At 70.3% G+C, this 16,211-nt stretch carries 13 protein-coding genes and 2 pseudogenes; 3 read left to right on the top strand and 12 right to left on the bottom strand.

Features of this window, described 5'->3' with window-relative positions:
- Nucleotides 1-3 precede the first annotated feature (3 nt).
- From DEJ43_RS34565 to DEJ43_RS34530, 7 genes and pseudogenes are all read right to left on the bottom strand, one after another.
- A complete protein-coding gene (locus tag DEJ43_RS34565) occupies nucleotides 4-957 on the bottom strand; it encodes an alpha/beta hydrolase (protein ID WP_015038096.1) in 954 nt (317 codons plus the stop codon).
- Nucleotides 958-998: 41 nt separating this feature from the next.
- Nucleotides 999-1,829 (bottom strand): alpha/beta fold hydrolase, encoded by an 831-nt coding sequence (locus DEJ43_RS34560; protein WP_015038095.1) that lies wholly within the window; start codon nucleotides 1,827-1,829, stop codon nucleotides 999-1,001.
- 163 nt (nucleotides 1,830-1,992) lie between these two features.
- Entirely contained in the window at nucleotides 1,993-3,417 is a 1,425-nt protein-coding gene (locus tag DEJ43_RS34555; RefSeq protein WP_015038094.1) for a dihydrolipoyl dehydrogenase family protein, read from the bottom strand.
- Complete coding sequence (locus DEJ43_RS34550) at nucleotides 3,417-3,995, bottom strand: Dps family protein (RefSeq protein ID WP_015038093.1); 579 nt, start codon at nucleotides 3,993-3,995, stop codon at nucleotides 3,417-3,419. The genes DEJ43_RS34555 and DEJ43_RS34550 overlap by 1 nt, the downstream gene beginning before the upstream one ends.
- Nucleotides 3,996-4,088: 93 nt before the next feature.
- Nucleotides 4,089-4,598: a DoxX family protein gene (locus DEJ43_RS34545; RefSeq protein ID WP_015038092.1), complete on the bottom strand. Its 510-nt coding sequence runs from the start codon at nucleotides 4,596-4,598 to the stop codon at nucleotides 4,089-4,091.
- A gap of 5 nt (nucleotides 4,599-4,603) precedes the next feature.
- Nucleotides 4,604-5,266, bottom strand: a complete 663-nt coding sequence (locus tag DEJ43_RS34540; protein ID WP_041663224.1) for a hydrolase — start codon at nucleotides 5,264-5,266, stop codon at nucleotides 4,604-4,606.
- A gap of 571 nt (nucleotides 5,267-5,837) precedes the next feature.
- Nucleotides 5,838-6,571: pseudogene (locus tag DEJ43_RS34530) on the bottom strand (IS5 family transposase).
- A 417-nt stretch (nucleotides 6,572-6,988) separates the two neighbouring features.
- On the opposite strand from DEJ43_RS34530, the pseudogene DEJ43_RS38825 reads away from it, so the two are divergent.
- Nucleotides 6,989-7,111: pseudogene (locus DEJ43_RS38825) on the top strand (3-oxoacyl-[acyl-carrier-protein] synthase III C-terminal domain-containing protein); the annotation flags it as partial.
- Nucleotides 7,112-7,501: 390 nt separating this feature from the next.
- Nucleotides 7,502-8,812: a cellulase family glycosylhydrolase gene (locus tag DEJ43_RS34520; RefSeq protein ID WP_015038086.1), complete on the top strand. Its 1,311-nt coding sequence runs from the start codon at nucleotides 7,502-7,504 to the stop codon at nucleotides 8,810-8,812.
- 64 nt (nucleotides 8,813-8,876) lie between these two features.
- On the opposite strand, the gene DEJ43_RS34515 is transcribed toward DEJ43_RS34520, so the two are convergent.
- The 3 genes from DEJ43_RS34515 to DEJ43_RS34505 all read right to left on the bottom strand — a co-directional run bounded on the left by DEJ43_RS34515 (nucleotide 8,877) and on the right by DEJ43_RS34505 (nucleotide 12,813).
- A complete protein-coding gene (locus DEJ43_RS34515; protein WP_015038085.1) occupies nucleotides 8,877-10,637 on the bottom strand; it encodes an ABC transporter ATP-binding protein in 1,761 nt (586 codons plus the stop codon).
- An 828-nt stretch (nucleotides 10,638-11,465) separates the two neighbouring features.
- Complete coding sequence (locus DEJ43_RS34510) at nucleotides 11,466-11,648, bottom strand: cellulose binding domain-containing protein (RefSeq protein ID WP_041663222.1); 183 nt, start codon at nucleotides 11,646-11,648, stop codon at nucleotides 11,466-11,468.
- Nucleotides 11,649-11,664: 16 nt separating this feature from the next.
- Nucleotides 11,665-12,813: a cellulase family glycosylhydrolase gene (locus tag DEJ43_RS34505; protein WP_257788021.1), complete on the bottom strand. Its 1,149-nt coding sequence runs from the start codon at nucleotides 12,811-12,813 to the stop codon at nucleotides 11,665-11,667.
- Between the two features lie 381 nt (nucleotides 12,814-13,194).
- Between DEJ43_RS34505 and DEJ43_RS34500 the strand changes: the two genes are divergently transcribed.
- On the top strand, nucleotides 13,195-14,226 hold the full coding sequence (locus tag DEJ43_RS34500) for a LacI family DNA-binding transcriptional regulator (RefSeq protein ID WP_015038082.1): 1,032 nt from the start codon (nucleotides 13,195-13,197) through the stop codon (nucleotides 14,224-14,226).
- A gap of 70 nt (nucleotides 14,227-14,296) precedes the next feature.
- On the opposite strand, the gene DEJ43_RS34495 is transcribed toward DEJ43_RS34500, so the two are convergent.
- Both DEJ43_RS34495 and DEJ43_RS34490 read right to left on the bottom strand, forming a co-directional pair.
- Nucleotides 14,297-15,172 carry a carbohydrate ABC transporter permease gene (locus tag DEJ43_RS34495; RefSeq protein ID WP_015038081.1) on the bottom strand — a complete coding sequence of 292 codons (876 nt, stop codon included), beginning with the start codon at nucleotides 15,170-15,172 and terminating at the stop codon, nucleotides 14,297-14,299.
- Complete coding sequence (locus DEJ43_RS34490; protein ID WP_015038080.1) at nucleotides 15,169-16,143, bottom strand: carbohydrate ABC transporter permease; 975 nt, start codon at nucleotides 16,141-16,143, stop codon at nucleotides 15,169-15,171. Before DEJ43_RS34490 ends, DEJ43_RS34495 begins: the two co-directional genes overlap by 4 nt.
- Between the last annotated feature and the right edge of the window lie 68 nt (nucleotides 16,144-16,211).

Here is a 16,211-nt window from a genome sequence, read left to right as displayed (position 1 = left end):
CCGTCACGCCAGCGCCTTGCGCAGGGTGTCGACGGCGACGTCGATGGCGAGGTCCGCGCCCCACGTGTCGCGCAGCGCGTTCAGCATCACGAAGTCGTGGATGACCCCCTGGACGCGCAGGGCGGTGACGGGGACTCCGGCGGCGCGGAGCTTCGCCGCGTACGCCTCGCCCTCGTCGCGCAGGACGTCGGCCTCGGCGGTGATGACCAGGGCGGGCGGCAGGCCGGTGAGCTGTTCGGTGGTGGCGCGCAGCGGGGAGGCGGTGATCTGGGCGCGCTCGGCCTCCTCGGTCGTGTACTGGTCCCAGAACCACTTCATGGCGTCGCGGCGCAGGAAGTACCCCTCGGCGAACTCGTGGTACGAGTCGGTGTCGAAGGCGGCGTCGGTGACCGGGTAGAAGAGGACCTGCTGGACGAGCGTCACGTCGCCGCGCTGCTTGGCCATCAGGGTGAGGGCGGCGGTCATGTTGCCGCCGACCGAGTCGCCCGCGACGGCGATCCGGGTGCCGTCGAGGTCCTTGTGGTGGCCCTCCCGGGCGATCCACTGGGCGACGCCGTAGTTCTGCTCGATGGCGACGGGGTAGCGGGCCTCGGGCGACAGGTCGTACTCGGGGAAGACGACTGCCGCCCCCGTGCCGACGGCGAGTTCGCGGACGAGCCGGTCGTGGGTGTGGGCGTTGCCGAAGACCCAGCCGGCGCCGTGGAGGTAGAGGATGACGGGGAGCGGGCCGGTGGCGCCGTGCGGGCGGACGATCCGGGCGCGTACGTCGCCGGTGGGGCCGCCGTGGACGGTGACCCATTCCTCGTCGACGGCGGGCAGGGAGACGCCCTCACCGCTCTGGACGTCGTCCACGGCCTTACGGCCGTCGGCTACGGGGATCTGGTAGAGGTACGGCGGCTGGGCGGTGGCGTCGGCGAAGGCCTGGGCGGCGGATTCGAGGACCGGACGGTTCTTCATGAGGGGTTCTCCTTCAGGGGGTTACGGGACGGGGCGGGGTGTCAGCGGGTCGCCCGCGCGGCGGCGAGGATCACGTGCGTGACCACGGCGGGGCGGGAGACGGCGACGGCGTGCGACGCGTCCACTTCGGTGATGTGCGAGCCGGCACGCCGGGCCATCCACCGTTCGGCGGCCGGCGGGATGTTCTTGTCGGCGGTGGCGATCAGCGCCCAGGACGGGATCGTCTTCCACGCCGCCGCCCCGGCCTTCTCCTCCAGCGCGGCGGTGGCGACCGGGCGCTGGGTCGCGGCCATGACGGCCGCGTCGGAGACGGGGACGTCGGCGGCGAACTGCCGGTGGAACTTGGCCCGTTCGATGACGAGTTCGGTGCCGGTGCCACCGCCCGGCAGCGGGTACGACTGCGGGTTCACGGCGTCGCCGAGAGTGGAGCCCGGGAACTTGGCGGCGAGCTCGGCCGCGCTCTCGCCCTTGTCCGGGGTGAACGCGGCGATGTAGACGAGGGCCTTCACGCGGCTGTTGCCCACGGCGGCGCCGCTGATGACGGCGCCGCCGTAGGAGTGGCCGACCAGGACGACGGGCCCGTCGACGGCGGCCAGCACGCTGCGCAGATAGGCGGTGTCCGCGGCAAGACCGCGCAGCGGGTTGGCGGGGGCCAGGACGGGGTAGCCGGCGTGCTGCAGCCGCCGGATGGTGCCGCTCCAACTGGAGGCGTCCGCGAACGCTCCGTGGACCAGGACGATCGTCGGCCTGGGGCCATGCCGGTCGGTGTCGGCCGCGGCCGGGCGGCTCGCGGGTGCGGCGGGTGCGGCGCCGATCAGAGCGGCAAGCGTCGCGGGCATGGCGAGGGCGAGGGTGCGCCTCGTGAGCTGCATGGGTGGGTGACTCCTTGTGGGGTGGGGAAGCGTCGGGGTGTGGGTGTGCTCGGTCGAACGGGAGGGGTACGCCGGTCGGGCGGGGCTCGGGAGAGGGGGCTCGGGAGCGGCGGCTCGGGAGCGGGGCTCAGGAGCGGGGGGCTCGGGAGCGGGGGGCCAGGCCTCAGAGGCCGTACGCCTCCAGGAGCCGGAGCCAGATCTCGCTCACCGTCGGGAAGGCGGGCACGGCGTGCCACAGGCGCTCCAGGGGGACCTCGCCCACGATGGCCACGGTGGCCGTGTGGATGAGCTCGGTCGCCATCGGACCGGTGAGCGTGCAGCCGACGACGACCCCTCGGGCCTCGTCGACGACGAGCTTCGCGAGGCCGCGGTAGTCGTCCGCGTGGAGCGCGGCACCGGCGACGTCGTCGATGCGGTACTCCACCACGCGTACCGCGAGACCCGCTTCGCGTGCCGCGCGTTCCGTGAGCCCGACGCTCGCGACCTCGGGGCGGGTGAAGACGGCCTGCGGGACGGCGGTGTGGTCGGCCTGCGCGCTCCACGGCTGCCGTCCGCCGGTATCGGCCGGGCGCCCTGCGGCGCGCTCGGCGATCGCCGCCGCGCAGGCGCGGGCCTGGTACTTGGCCATGTGGGTCAGCGGCGCACGGTGGTTGACATCGCCGACGGCATAGAGCCAGTCGCCCTCGACCGCCGTGACCCGACAGGTGTCGTCGACCGCGAGCCAGTCGCCCGCCGGCAGTCCGACGGAATCCAGGCCGAGGTCCGCGGTGCGCGGGCGCCTGCCCACGGCGGCGAGGACCTCGTCGCAGACGAGCGTCGTGCCGTCGTCGGTGTCCACGGTCACCGTGCGGGTGCCGGTGTCACGGGCGACCCGGACGGCCGACACTCCGAAGCGGATCGTGACGCCCAGATCGCTCAGCCCCCGGGTGACCTCTTCGCCGGCGCAGGGCTCCCAGCCGGTCAGCAGCGCCTGGTCGCGGACCAGCAGGGTGACGGAGGAGCCGAGGGAGCGCCACGCGGTGGCCATCTCGCACGCCACCACTCCCCCGCCGATGACGACGAGCCGCGCGGGCACCGCGTCGGCGGTGGTGGCCTGCCGGTTGGTCCAGACGCCGATCCGGTCGAGCCCGTCGACCGGCGGAAGCGCGGGTTCCGTGCCGGTGCAGACCACGACCGCGCGCCGGGCCTCCAGGGTGCGCACGGTGCCGTCGGCCCCGGTCACCTCCACCCGGCGCTCACCGGCGAGCCGTCCATGTCCCCGTACGAGCGCGATGCCCGCACCGTCGAGCCAGTCGGCCTGACCGGTGTCGTCACCACCCCCGGTGAAGCGGTCACGGCGGGCCAGCACGCGCGCCGGGTCGAGTGCCGCGGTGACCGCCTGTCGGGCCCCGTCGACCGAGCGGGCCTCCGCCCGGGCGGCGCCGGGACGCAGCAGGGCCTTGCTCGGCACGCAGGCACGGTAGGAGCACTCGCCGCCGACCGCCTCGGCCTCGACGACGACCGTGGTCAGCCCCGCCCCGACGGCGCGGCCGGCGACGACCTCACCGGCCGGCCCGCCGCCCACGACGACGACGTCGTACGTGTCCATCAGCCGTGCACCAGGGGGGTGTCCACGAGGTGCTCGGCCAGGAACCACACCTGCGCCTCGCCGGTGCGGATGACATCGGAGACGAGCAGGTCGGCGCTGCCCTCGTCGCCCTCCCCGGAGAGCCGGGCGGCGGCGTCGCGGGCGTCGATCAGGATCCGCTCGTGCGCGTCGAGGAGCCGCGACAGCATGACGGGCACCGGCTCGACGCCGTCCGGCGGCCGGGGGATCGCCGTCAGCTCCGCGACGTGGCGCGGGTCGCCGACGGCGACGCCACCGAGGCTCTGGACGCGCTCGGCCAACGCGTCCACGATGGCCAGCTGGGCTTCCGCGTGCTTGTCCAGCATCAGGTGGAGCGAGTAGAAGGTCGCCCCGCGCATGAGCCAGTGGTGCTTCTTGTAGAGGGAGTGGAGGATCTGCGTGTCGGCGAGGACGCGGTTCAGCCGCTGGCACGCGTACATGCGGGTGTCGTGGCCGAGGCCGATCGGCAGCTGCTTGAGCGTGCCGAACGCCTGGGTCTCGGCGCCCTTCTGGTGCAGCAGCGGCTGGCCGCCGCCGTGCGGGTTCGTGAGGGTGTCCATCGAGTGCTCCTGTGCAGAGTGAAGTGGTGATGTGGGCCCGGCCGCCCGGTCGGGGGTACACGGCCGGCCGGACCCGGTCCGTGGTGCTCGCGCTCAGCGCTCGCCGGTCGCCGGGGCGGCGGGGGGCCGGTGCAGGACGAGCCGGGTGAGGAGTCCGCTGCCGAGACCGGCCACGAGCGCGAGGGCCGCCCACCAGAGCGGGTACGGCGTGAGGCCGAGGGCCGTGTCGAGGGACCAGGCGCCGGGCCCGGTGGCGGCGAGGGCCACGGCGGTGCCGATGAGGACGAGCGGGTACTCGTAGCCGTCGTTCTGCACCCACAGCCCGTGGCGCCACTTCACGGTGAGGGCGACGGTCATGACGCCGACGGTCCCGGTCGCGGCAAGCGGGGTCAGGAGGCCGGCGGCGAGCAGCAGGCCCGAGCCGATCTGGCCGCCGCCCGCCGCCAGGGCGGTGAGGGCTCCGCCGCGGAAACCGTCGGCGCGGAACTCCTCCGTGCCGCCTTCGAGGCCCTTGCCGCCCAGGTGCGAGCTGATCTTCTGCACCCCGTGGCCGGCGACGAGCAGTCCCACCAGCAGACGCAGGATCAGAATGCCGGTGTCCACGGAGGTCAGCCGGCCGCGTGCGCGCCGATGACGCTCTGCGCGTACACGACACCCAGGCCGTACGCGCCCGCGTGGGCCTTGACGATCTCCATGACCGCGCCGTACGTCTCCTGCCGCGCCCAGTCGCGCTGCAGCTCCAGGAGGACCTGGACCCAGGTCACCGGGACCGCGCCGGCGGCGATCATCCGCTGCAGCGCGTGCTCGTGGGCGGCCGGGCTGACGCCGCCGGAGGCGTCGGTCACGACGTACACCTCGTAGCCCTGCTCCAGCGCCGAGAGGGCGGGCAGCACGAGGCAGACCTCGGTCCACAGGCCCGCGAGGATGATCTTCTTGCGACCGGTCGCCTTGACCGCCGCGACGAGCGCCTCGTCCTCCCAGGCGTTCATGGTGGTGCGGTCGATGACCTCGTTCTTGGGGAACACCTCGGCGAGCTGGGGCAGCAGGGGCCCGGAGAAGGACTCGGCGGCGACCGTGGTCAGGACGGCCGGAACGTCGAACGCCTGAGCCGCCTTGGCCAGACCCACGGTGCTGTTGATGATGGCGGCGCGGTCGCCGCTGCCGGTGCCGAAGAACATCTGCGGCTGGTGGTCCACGAAGAGCATGACCGAGTTGTCGGGCGTGAGCAGGTCCTTGCTCGGAGCGGCCTGCACCTTGTCGATGTCGAACATGAGGGGTCCTTTCGAAGCCATAGGTAGCGCGCCCACCGCGTCCGCGGCGGGGCACTTCCGCAAGCTACGAGCGACCCGATCGGCCGAGTTGACCTCCTGCGCCCAGGGGTTGGCACGACAGCGCACAACCGCGCTGAATCGGAAGGGAGGAAACCCCAGCTCAGCGCACGCCAGCTCCACGTCATACGCGCCGCCGGTGAAGACCTCCTCCGTCTCGTCGCCGACCTGATGAGCGGCTGCGGCATGCGCAACGGGGAGGCGCTGGCCGTCAACACCAACAACATCGTGGCCGATGACGTGTACCCGGATCACCGAGCAGGTGAACCAGACCACGAAGACCTACTCACCCCTCAAGCACCGCAAGGCCGGCGACTACCGCGACGTCCCGGTCCCGGCCCAGGTCTAACAGCCCATCGAGTGGTACGCGGGCACGTACGGCTTGACGGTTATCTGCTCCGCAACCCGCGAGACCTGACCATGCCAATATCCAGCCGCTGAGCCCTATCCCATCTGATGGCGACGGCTGCCGGTAGGCCCTGCTCGCTCTGGCGCACTTGAGATGCGGAGACACCTACACCAGCTCGCGTCCGGGGTTGTGCTTCTTGAGGCGTCTCCAGCAGATGAGGCAGCAGGCCAGGGAGACGAAGGCGTCGTGTAGTTCAGTACGGCGTTCCCAGCGCACTGCGAGGCGCTTGGACTGGTGGAGCAGGAGCCGGCGCCTTTGCAGTTCGCGGCGGTTGGGGTTGGCGTCGTAGCCCTTGTCACCGAGCAGGGCTTCGGGACGCCTGCGGGGACGCCAGGCCGTCCGGCGACGGGCGGGATGCCGTCGACGAGGGCGGGTGTCTGGGTGACGTCGTTGGCGTTCGCCGCCGTCGTGATGACCTTGAACGGGGTGCCGCGTCCGTCGCAGATCATGTGATGCTACTGCCCGTCTTCCGCCGGTCGACCGGCGACGGACCGGTGTCGGCTCCCCCTTTTCGCGCGGATGTGGGAGCCGTCCACGCATGCCCTCGACCAATCCAGCTCGCCGACCGCGTTCAGTTCGGCAGGCAGGATGCGGTGCAGCCGGTCGAAGACCCCGGCCTTCTGCCAGCGGTCTCGCCGCCAGCAGGTCTGACCTGAGCCGCACCCGAGCTCCAGAGGCAGCAGTTGCCAGGCGATGTCGTTGTGCAGCACGTACAAGATGCCCTGGAGGCACAGACGGTCCGGCACCGGCGGTGGCCCAGGCGACCGCTCGGGCCAGGGCGGCAGAAGCGGCTCGATCGCAGCGAGGAGCCAATTCCGGTACGTCGTCCACGCGCGCACGATGGCTGTCACGGCGCCTTACCCCCATAGCCCACTGCGCTCCGCATGTGACAGCCTCGGGTTCGCGCGGGCACGGACCTTCGCGCTCAGCGGACATGCCTGCGCATCGGGGCTTCTTGCCCTGAGAGCGGCTGGCGACCTCGTCCCACCGGGATCCGAACGCGCTCGCACTCGTACGGGCGGGCGAGAAGACGCTCACGGCCTACGCCCGGCTGCTTGCCGACGCGGCCGTGATGGGAGAGGCCTCCTCCGCCGCGCTCATCTCGGCAACTGGCACCCGGGACCGCCTGCTCGGCTACGCAACCGGATCGCGGTGGGGCCTCGATATGACCCTCCTCCGACTGGCGCGGATCCTCGGTCTCGGCCGCGGCAGGCTGTTCCTGGACGGCATCCCCTCTCGGGGTACATTGCTTCGGAGCCGGCCCCTTCCTGAACCTCCAGTCAGCACGGGAGGCGGGACGCCTTCGCTCAGGTGATCTCTACGTCATGACGGCATCAGGGCTTGGGTCGACCTTCAGCGCGGCCGTTCTGCGGCATTGAGCCCCCATGTGGGCAGCCCGCTGCACCCGACTGAAGCGGCACCGAACTTCCCGCCACTCGACTCCGCGCCCCACTTACGCGTGCAACGCGAACTCCCGGTTCAATTCGGAAAGCCTTAGTTCAGTAAATTCGCGGCTGACGCGCGACAACTGAACCATTAGCGCGTCTGCGTATTTGACAATGATCCACTAAACCGGCTTCGTCACTTCACCTTCTGGCAATAAAAACGCCCTTCACGCTTGACATGCATCCGGCCACGGGTGCCTCATGGTGGACACCCCGGCACGACACAGACCAGCGGCTCGGTCCTTGAACACTGACAACGTTGTCTATTTATCAGTGTTCTGAGTGCTCGGGGCTCCTTCCCCCCATTTCCCTATGAGGAGAGGCATGACCAAGTCACAGCGCAGGACGTGGCTCACGGCCGTCGGCAGCGCCATCGCCGGCATCGCCGGACTGCTGCTGCCCGTCTTCGCCACCGCCGGAGCCGCCCAGGCCGCCGGCAGCGGCATCCACGTCAGCGACGGCCGCGTGTACGAGGCCAACGGCAGCGAGTTCGTGATGCGCGGGGTCAATCACGCGCACACGTGGTACCCGAGCGAGACGGGCGCCATCGCCGACATCGCCGCCACCGGCGCCAACACCGTCCGCGTCGTCCTCTCCAGCGGAGACCGCTGGACGGAGACGACCTCGGCACAGGTGTCGTCGATCATCAGCGACTGCAAGGCGAACAAGGTCATCTGCGTCCTGGAGGTGCACGACACCACCGGATACGGCGAGGACGGCGCCGCCGCCACCCTCGACCAGGCCGCCGACTACTGGGTGGGCGTCAAGAGCGCCCTCCAGGGCCAGGAGGACTACGTCGTCGTCAACATCGGCAACGAGCCCTACGGCAACAGCGGTTACACCGCCTGGACCGACGCCACCAAGAACGCCATCGGCAAGCTGCGGAACGCCGGCATCGAGAACGCACTCATGGTCGACGCACCCAACTGGGGCCAGGACTGGTCGAACACCATGCGGACCAACGCCGCCTCCGTCTTCGCCTCCGACCCCCGCCGCAACACCATCTTCTCCATCCACATGTACGGCGTGTACGACACGGCCACCGAGGTCCAGAACTACCTGAACCACTTCGTGACCAACAAACTGCCCATCGTCGTCGGCGAGTTCGGCGACAACCACAGCGACGGCAACCCCGACGAGAACGCCATCATGGCCACCACCCAGTCGCTGCGCGTCGGCTACCTCGGCTGGTCCTGGAGCGGCAACGGCAGCGGCGTCGAGTACCTCGACATGGTCACCGGCTTCGACGCCGGCTCCCTGACCACCTGGGGCAACCGGTTCGTCAACGGTGCCAACGGCATCGCCGCCACGTCCACCCGCGCCACGATCTACGGCGGGGGAGACACCGGCGGGGGTGACACCGGCGGTACGGCGCCGAACGGCTACCCCTACTGCGTCAACGGCAGCGCCTCCGACCCCGACGGCGACGGATGGGGCTGGGAGAACAGTCGCTCCTGCGTCGTCCGCGGCAGCGCCGCCGACACCGGCTCCAGCGGCGGTGGCGACACGGGCGGCACGGCCCCGAACGGCTACCCCTACTGCGTCAACGGCAGCGCCTCCGACCCCGACGGCGACGGATGGGGCTGGGAGAACAGTCGCTCCTGCGTCGTCCGCGGCAGTGCCGCCGACCGCTGAGCACCGGGGTGCCCTCCCCCTCCCGGCGACGGGAAAAGGAGGGCACCCCCGTTCGTGTCGCGGGTCAGGCCAGCTGGGTCGCCTGGAGGCGCGCGTACGCGGCGTCCCGTTCGAGGAGTTCGCGGTGACTTCCGGACTCCACCACCCGCCCCCGCTCCAGGACCACGATCCGGTCCGCCCGCCTGATCGTGGAGAGGCGGTGGGCCACGACGAAGACCGTCCGGCCGGCGACCAGACGGGCGAGGGCCTCCTGGACCTGCGCCTCGGAGCGGGCGTCCAGCGCCGAGGTGGCCTCGTCCAGCACCAGGACCCGGGGGTCTCGGATGAGGGCGCGGGCGATCGCGAGCCGCTGCCGCTGGCCGCCCGAGAGCCGGGTGCCGCGCTCCCCCACCACCGTGTCGAGACCCTCCGGCAGCGCGTCGACGAACTCGGCGGCGTTGGCGTCGCGCAGGGCGCGCCGCAGCCTCCCGTCGTCGACATCCTCCAGGCCGTAGGTGACGTTCTCCCTGATGGTCCCCTCGAAGAGGACGGACTCCTGGGGCACCACGGAGACGGACCTGCGGTAGCTCCGCAGGTCGAGGTCGGCCATGTCCTGCCCGTCGAGGAGCACCCGGCCCGCCGTGGCACGGTGGAAGCCGAGCACGAGGTTGAGCAGCGTGGACTTCCCCGCCCCGGAGCCACCGACGATCGCGAGGGTGGTGCCGACCGGCACGTCGAGGTCGACGTCGCTCAGCGCGGGTTCCTCGCTGTCGCCGTGGGTGAGGCCGACGCCCTCGAACCGGAAGGCCCCGGCGACCGAATCGACGTGACGCTTGCCGTCGTTGACCTCCAGATCAGGCGCCTGCAGGACCTCGCCGACGGACTTGAGCGACTCCACCGCCTTGCCCACGACGGGCGCGAGCGCGAGCAGGGTGGTGACGGCGCCGGTGAGGGTGGAGAAGTAGGCGCTGAGCATGACGACCTCGCCCGCGGTGACCGACGCCCAGCCGTGGTACGCGACGAGCGCCGCGCCGGCCAGGCAGGCCGTGCCGAGCCCGTTGAACACGACCCAGGACAGGGACCCGAAGCGGGCGTTGAGCAGGTCGAGTCGCGTCCCCTCCCGCTGCACCCGGTCGAGCTCGCGTCCGACGCGGCCCAGGGCCGTGCGCTCCAGGGCGTGGGCGCGGGTGATGGGGATGAGGGTGGTCATGTCGCTGACGGAGGCGGACATGCGCTCCACGGAACGTCGGTACGAGGTGTTCCCCTCGCCCAGCCGTGCGCGCAGCGCGCCGATGAGCAGCACGGCGACGGGGACGAGCAGGAGGAAGACCGGCAGGAAGACCGGGGTGACCACGGCGATGACGGCGAGGCCGCCGGCCAGGGTCGCCACGGCGGTGAGGCCGTTGTCCGCCGTCTGCTGGACTCCCGTCTCCAGCGTCTCGACGTCCCTGACCACCTTGGCGTGGAGCACGGACGAGCTGGTGCGGCTGTGGAAGCCGATGGAGAGCTGCTGCATCCGGGTCACGAGGGCGGACCTCAGGTCGCGGCCGACCCGGCGGATCACCCCGTGCATCCAGCGGACGTACAGCAGGTGCAGCGGCGGGTTCAGGAGGAGGACCGCGAGCATCACCGCGCAGTTCCACCAGAGTTCGGAGAGGGGCCGGTGCTCGACGACGACGTCGATGACGTTCGCCGTCACCGGCGGGAGCAGCCAGACGGGCGCGTGCTTGGCGAAGAAGACCGCGACGGCCCCGGCGAGCCGGGCGCGATCGGGCCTGAAGAGGTAGTGGACGGTGCGGATCGGGTGTTCGCCGCGGTAGCGGTGGTCGAGCGGGCTGTGGTTCATGGCTTCTGCGGGCTTCCTTCGTCGGGGCCGGCCGCCCCCTGCACCGTGGCACGCGTCCGGCGACGGCAGGGGGACGGGGCGGAGGCCCGCCGCGTACGAGGGCGGCCCGGTCCCGCAGCCGTGGGACGGCCGGGGTCTCCCTGGGGGCGAGGACGGCGGCGTGCTCTCGTAGAAGCATGCGGCGTGCGGGGCGTCCGATTCCAGTGCCGGCGATGCCCCATCAAAGCTTTACGAAACTCTGACTAAATTCGAGAGTTCTCGCAGTTCACGCCGGCGCACCGAGCCGTGGAATGACGTCGCGGAGCACTCTGCGGATGACTCCGGCTCGACGACACCAGCCACTCACCGACCGGCTCCGAACTGCCTTTCCTGAGCGGCCAGCGCCTCCGCAACAGCACTTATCCGTTCCCCACTGAAGACGAAGGCCCCTCTGGGCGGACGGCCCGGGTTGAGACGCGCACCCAGTGCTCTGCCGGCGCGCTGACAGCGCGCGCCCTGTCCTGGCCGAGAAGCACACGCCTTCCTGCCGTGTCTCAAGGTGTGTGGTGGCGAGTGGAACAGCGCAGCCCGGGCAGAGCAGTTGAGGAATTGGAGGAGACTCACTGCCCTCTGCGTCATGAGGGTGAGCCGACTGATCCAGGAGTCGGCGGGCGTCGTCGGCTACGGGGCCACCCTCCACCGCGGGCGTGGAGTGCAGCGGGCCGGCGAGGTCGTGCCCGCAATGGCGGCAAAGAAGGGCGATGGCACGCACGTCCATGGATCTCCGATGCGAGATGCGCAAGTGGGGTGCCCGCATCAGCGGGCACCCCTGTGCTGCACTGTGTGCGGTCAGACGGTGGTGCAGGCCTTTCCGTTGAGGGTGAAGGCGGTCGGCACCCCGTTGGTGCCGGCCGTCGACGAGCCGTTGAAGCCGAAGTTCACGGAGGCTCCCGGCGCGATGGTGACGTTGTAGCCGGACGGGTTGCTCGTGGTGACGGCTCGCCCGTCCTGGACGGGTACGGCGTTCCACATCTGGGTGATCCGCTGGTCACCAAGGAAGTCGTGGCGGGGTCGTGGGGTCCGTCGGCCCGGGGGTGGGCGGCGTGGTCGGGTCGGTGGGGGTCGGGGACGGGGTGGTGCCGGGGAGGCCGCTCTTCTCGGCCATGCGGTCGGAGCGGGCCCGGAAGACAGCAAGTTCGGGCGCGCCCTCGGAGACGCCGAACTTTCCGTCGATGTTGCGGTCCTGGTACCACCAGAAGGCGCTGCCGTCGCCGCCGGCCTCTTCGAAGGCGGAGTAGATCTCCCGCCACCACAGGGCACGGTCGACGTTGTGGACGTTGAACTCGCCCATGAAGAAGGGCTTGCCGACGGCCTCGTGGGAGTCGCGGATCCAGGCGCGGACGAGGTCCTTGGTCTCCTCGATGCTCAGGTCCGCCCAGTGTTCGGTCGGGTAGGGGTGGGCGGAGGTGAAGTCGATGTACGGGGACTTCTGGATGTGCACGAAGGGGTTGCCGGAGTCGCCGCCGAAACCGTACTTGGTGCCGTGGCCCTCGATGCCCGCGCCCAGGAGGTGGTTCGGGTCGATGGACTTGACGAAGGCGCCCATCTCGTCGACCCAGGCGCGGAGAGTGGTGCCGTCGACGTTCTCGGCGGCGCTCTGGCCCTCGTAGCGGGGCTCGTTCATGAGCTCCCAGGCGAGGATGGCGGGCTCGTCCTTGTACTTCACCCCGCTGTAGTGGTTGGTGCGGTTGAGGGCGTAGGAGACGGAGTTCTTGTAGGAGGTGAAGCAGCCGGGGCAGCGGTTCTTGTCGAAGAAGGCGGCGCGGGCGGGGTGGCCGCCGGAGAGTCCCTCCCAGCGCAGTCGGGTGTCGATGCCGCCGTACGCCTCCCAGTAGTTCTCGAAGACGGGGATCAGGCGCAGACCGTGGGCCTTGGCCGACTCGATGATGTAGTCGAAGGCGGCGTACTGCTGCTCGTTGAACTCGCCCTCGCGCTCCTCGAAGCCGTGCCAGCTCTCGTGGCTGAACATCCACACGCGGGCGACGTCGACGCCGTCCGCGGCCATGCGGGCGAAGTGGGCGTCGATGCGGGCCTTGTCCATGTACTGGGTCTCGGTGTCGCCCGACCCGGCACCGAAGGCCGCAGCGGGTGATGAAGGAGTCGGCGCTGTCGGCGGCGGCCTGGGTGGGGCGGGCAACGAGGAGGCCGGTGAGGGCCAGCACCGCCGCGAGCAGAAGGGGCAAGGGGCCCGCGCGCCTTGCTTGTCGAACGGCGTGGGGGGACGTACTCATAGGAGTTCCCTTCGTCCTGAGGGAGCTGGAGGAAGAACCGGTCGCCTGAGGGGCGGCTTACCCTCAACAGAAATTAACCGGTTAACTTTGGGGACCGTAGAGAGGGCAGCAGGACATGTCAACGGTTTCAACTAGCTTTGATTTATGGCCTGTTGGTACAGAAATCCGCCTGCCGGCACAGCCCCTGTCGGGTCTCCCGCACGTTGCGTCAAGGAGGCCAGCCACCAGGAGCACGGCCTGGCGGTAGGGTCGAAGCGTCGAGAGTTCAGGATGGAGCTGGGGTGCAGGTGAAGCGGCCGACGATGGCGGACATCGCCCGGCGGGCGGGCGTGTCGAAGGTGGCGGTCTCGTACGCGCTCAACGACCAGCCCGGAGTGTCGGAGGCCACCCGCGCCTCGATCAAGAACATCGCCGAGGAACTGGGCTGGCGGCCGAACAGCGCGGCCCGGGCACTGACCGGGGGTCGGGCGCAGGCGGTCGGACTGATCGTGCGGCGGCCGGCGCGGACACTCGGGGTCGAGCCCTTCTTCATGGAGTTCATCAGCGGCGTGGAGGCCGTGCTCGCCGAGCACGCGTACGCGCTGATGCTCCAGATGGCGGGGGACCAGGAGCAGGAGATCGAGGTCTGCCGTCGCTGGTGGGGCGAGCGGCGTGTGGACGGCGTCTTCCTGATGGACCTGCGGACCGACGACGAACGGGTCGGAGCGGTCCGGGAGATTGGTCTGCCCGCGGTGGCCATCGGGCCGCCGGAGGTCGCCGGGGGCGTGCCGGCGATCTGGTCGGACGACGGCGCGAGCGTCTACGAGATCGTGCGGTACCTGGCGGCGCTGGGCCACCGGCGGATCGCGCGGGTGGCGGGCCCCGCCGCGTTCGCGCACACGGCGGTCCGCGACGCCGCGCTCGCGGAGGCGTCCCGGGAGGCAGGGATCTCCGAGGCGACGGTGGTGCACACCGACTACACCGGCGATGCGGGCGCGCGGGCCGCTCGGGCGCTACTGATCGCGCCCGCACGGCCGACGGCGCTCATCTTCGACAACGACATCATGGCCGTGGCCGCGCTCTCTGTGGCCCAGGAGCTGGGCCTCTCCATCCCTGCCGACCTGTCCGTCGTCGCCTGGGACGAGTCACCGCTCACACAGGTCGTGCGCCCGACGCTGTCGGCCGTCACCCGCGACATCCCAGCGTACGGAGCCCACTCCGCGACCGCGCTGCTCTCCCTCATCGGCGGGGAGGACGTCGTCGACGCGCGCGAGGGGTACGCGCAATTTGTGCCCAGGGGTAGTACCGCTCCCCCGCCGCCGGACCCGGCCACGCGTTGACCACTGGCCCGTGGGGGCGCGTCGAGGCCGGGCCGCCCCCGTACGCCCCGGCCTCGACACGCTGCTTCTTCTACTTGGTGGCCCCCTGGGCGAAGCCGTTGTAGATCCAGCGCTGGAGCAACAGGAAGATGATCAACGTCGGGACGATGACGAGGATCGCTCCGGCGGAGATGGCCTCCCAGTGGGCGCCGAAGGGGCCCTTGAAGCGGAAGAGCGCGGTCGAGATGGTCCCCAGGTCCTCGGAGTGCATGTAGAGGAAGGGAATGTAGAAGTCGTTGTAGGTGGTGATCCCCTTGATGATGACGACGGTCGCGATCGCGGGCTTGAGCAGCGGGAAAATGATCTTCCGGTAGATCGTGAAGGCGTTGGCGCCGTCGAGCCGGGCAGCCTCGTCGAGCGAGACCGGGATGCCACGGATGAACTGCAGGAAGATATAGACCGAGACGATGTCGGTGCCCATGTAGAGCAGGATCGGAGCCCAGCGGGTGTCGACCAGGCCGAAGCCGTTGATCACCTGGAAGGTCGCAACCTGGGTGGTGACGCTGGGGACGAGGGTGGCGATCAGGAAGCCGGCCATGACGAGCCTCTTGCCACGGAAGTCGAAGCGGTCGACAGCGTAGGCGGTCATCGAGCCGATGATCACCGTACCGCCGATCGAGAACAGCAGGATGAAGGCGGTGTTCCCGAAGGCCAAGAGCATCTTGCCGTCGTTGAACGCCGTGACGTAGTTGTCGAAGTTGAACCAGTTCCCGGGCAGGGAGAGCGCGCTGCCGTCGCCGACCTCCTTCGAGGTCTTGAGCGACGTCAGGAAGACGACCACCAGCGGGATCAGGACGACCGCGGTCGCCACGAGGAGCGACAGATAGGTCAGCACGCCGCCCACCGGCAGCCGTCGGCGCGCGGGGCGGGGCCGGTTCGGGGCGGCGGTGAGGTCGGGGGAGGTCATACGAGGTCCACCTTGTCGTCGGGCACGAGCCGGCGCTGGATCCAGGTGATCAGCAGGATGATCAGGAGCAGCACCACGGCCGCGGCCGAGGCCAGGCCGGTCTTGTTGAACTGGAAGGCGAGCTTGATCGTCTGGATGACGAAGGTCTGGGTGCCGGTCGCGCCGCCGGTCATGATGTAGGGGATCTCGAAGACTGAGAGGGATCCGGAGATCGCCAGGATGGCGCTGAGGCTGATGACGGGCTTGATGCTCGGGGCGATGATGTGCCGGAACTGCTGCCACTTCCCGGCCCCGTCGAGCTCGGCCGCCTCGTACAGCTCGCTCGGGATGGACTGGATCGCGCCGAGGAAGAGGACGAAGTTCAGTCCGGTGAAGCGCCAGACGGAGACGCCCGCGAGGGACACGTTCGCGGAGGTCGGGTCGCCGAGCCACGCGTGGTCGGTGCTCACGCCCAGCCAGGCGAGCACCGAGTCGAGCGTGCCGCCGTCCTGGAAGAAGTACAGGAAGACGAAGCCGATCGCGACGCCGTTGATCAGGTAGGGGAAGAACAGGATCCCCTTGAAGAAGTTCCGGAACCGCAGGTTGAAGCTGAGGATCACCGCGAAGTAGAGCGCGACCACGATCTGGACCACGGACGCCGCGAGGTAGTAGCCGCTGACGAAGAAGACGCGGAAGAGCTCGGGGCGCGTGAAGATGCTGACGTAGTTGTCGAAGCCCACGTTCTCCCGGTCCGGGCTCACGCCGTCCCAGTCGGTGAAGCTGTACGAGATCATGCTCGCGACGGGGACGTAGGTGAACGTGATCAGCAGGGCCAGGGGAGCCGCCAGGAAGAGCCACGGCGTGATCCGCCGCAGCGGCGAGTCGCGCCAGGATCTCGTCCGTCCGGCGGTAGGACCGCGGCGGCCCGCCTGGTTGCGCCGGCTCCCCCTCGTATCGGCCTTGGCTTTGCGCGTGCTGGATCGCCCTGTCATGGCGGCGCCCTCTGGTGCGGTGTCGGTGGTGTGGGTCATGTCGGCCTTTCGTGTCCGCGAGTGCGGAA

The sequence above is a fragment of the Streptomyces venezuelae ATCC 10712 genome, from assembly GCF_008639165.1.
Classification (GTDB): Bacteria; Actinomycetota; Actinomycetes; order Streptomycetales; family Streptomycetaceae; genus Streptomyces; species Streptomyces venezuelae.
This window is presented reverse-complemented; position numbering and strand designations above follow the sequence as displayed.

Excerpts from the sequence above, each read along its gene's own strand:
- DEJ43_RS34510 (WP_041663222.1), bottom strand. The coding sequence starts at position 11,648 with ATGTGGAACGCCGTACCCGTCCAGGACGGGCGAGCCGTCACCACGAGC.
- DEJ43_RS34495 (WP_015038081.1), bottom strand. The coding sequence starts at position 15,172 with ATGACCTCCCCCGACCTCACCGCCGCCCCGAACCGGCCCCGCCCCGCG.
- DEJ43_RS34520 (WP_015038086.1), top strand. The coding sequence starts at position 7,502 with ATGACCAAGTCACAGCGCAGGACGTGGCTCACGGCCGTCGGCAGCGCC.
- DEJ43_RS34550 (WP_015038093.1), bottom strand. The coding sequence starts at position 3,995 with ATGGACACCCTCACGAACCCGCACGGCGGCGGCCAGCCGCTGCTGCAC.
- DEJ43_RS34565 (WP_015038096.1), bottom strand. The coding sequence starts at position 957 with ATGAAGAACCGTCCGGTCCTCGAATCCGCCGCCCAGGCCTTCGCCGAC.
- DEJ43_RS34515 (WP_015038085.1), bottom strand. The coding sequence starts at position 10,637 with ATGAACCACAGCCCGCTCGACCACCGCTACCGCGGCGAACACCCGATC.
- DEJ43_RS34555 (WP_015038094.1), bottom strand. The coding sequence starts at position 3,417 with ATGGACACGTACGACGTCGTCGTCGTGGGCGGCGGGCCGGCCGGTGAG.
- DEJ43_RS34540 (WP_041663224.1), bottom strand. The coding sequence starts at position 5,266 with ATGTTCGACATCGACAAGGTGCAGGCCGCTCCGAGCAAGGACCTGCTC.
- DEJ43_RS34490 (WP_015038080.1), bottom strand. The coding sequence starts at position 16,143 with ATGACAGGGCGATCCAGCACGCGCAAAGCCAAGGCCGATACGAGGGGG.
- DEJ43_RS34560 (WP_015038095.1), bottom strand. The coding sequence starts at position 1,829 with ATGCAGCTCACGAGGCGCACCCTCGCCCTCGCCATGCCCGCGACGCTT.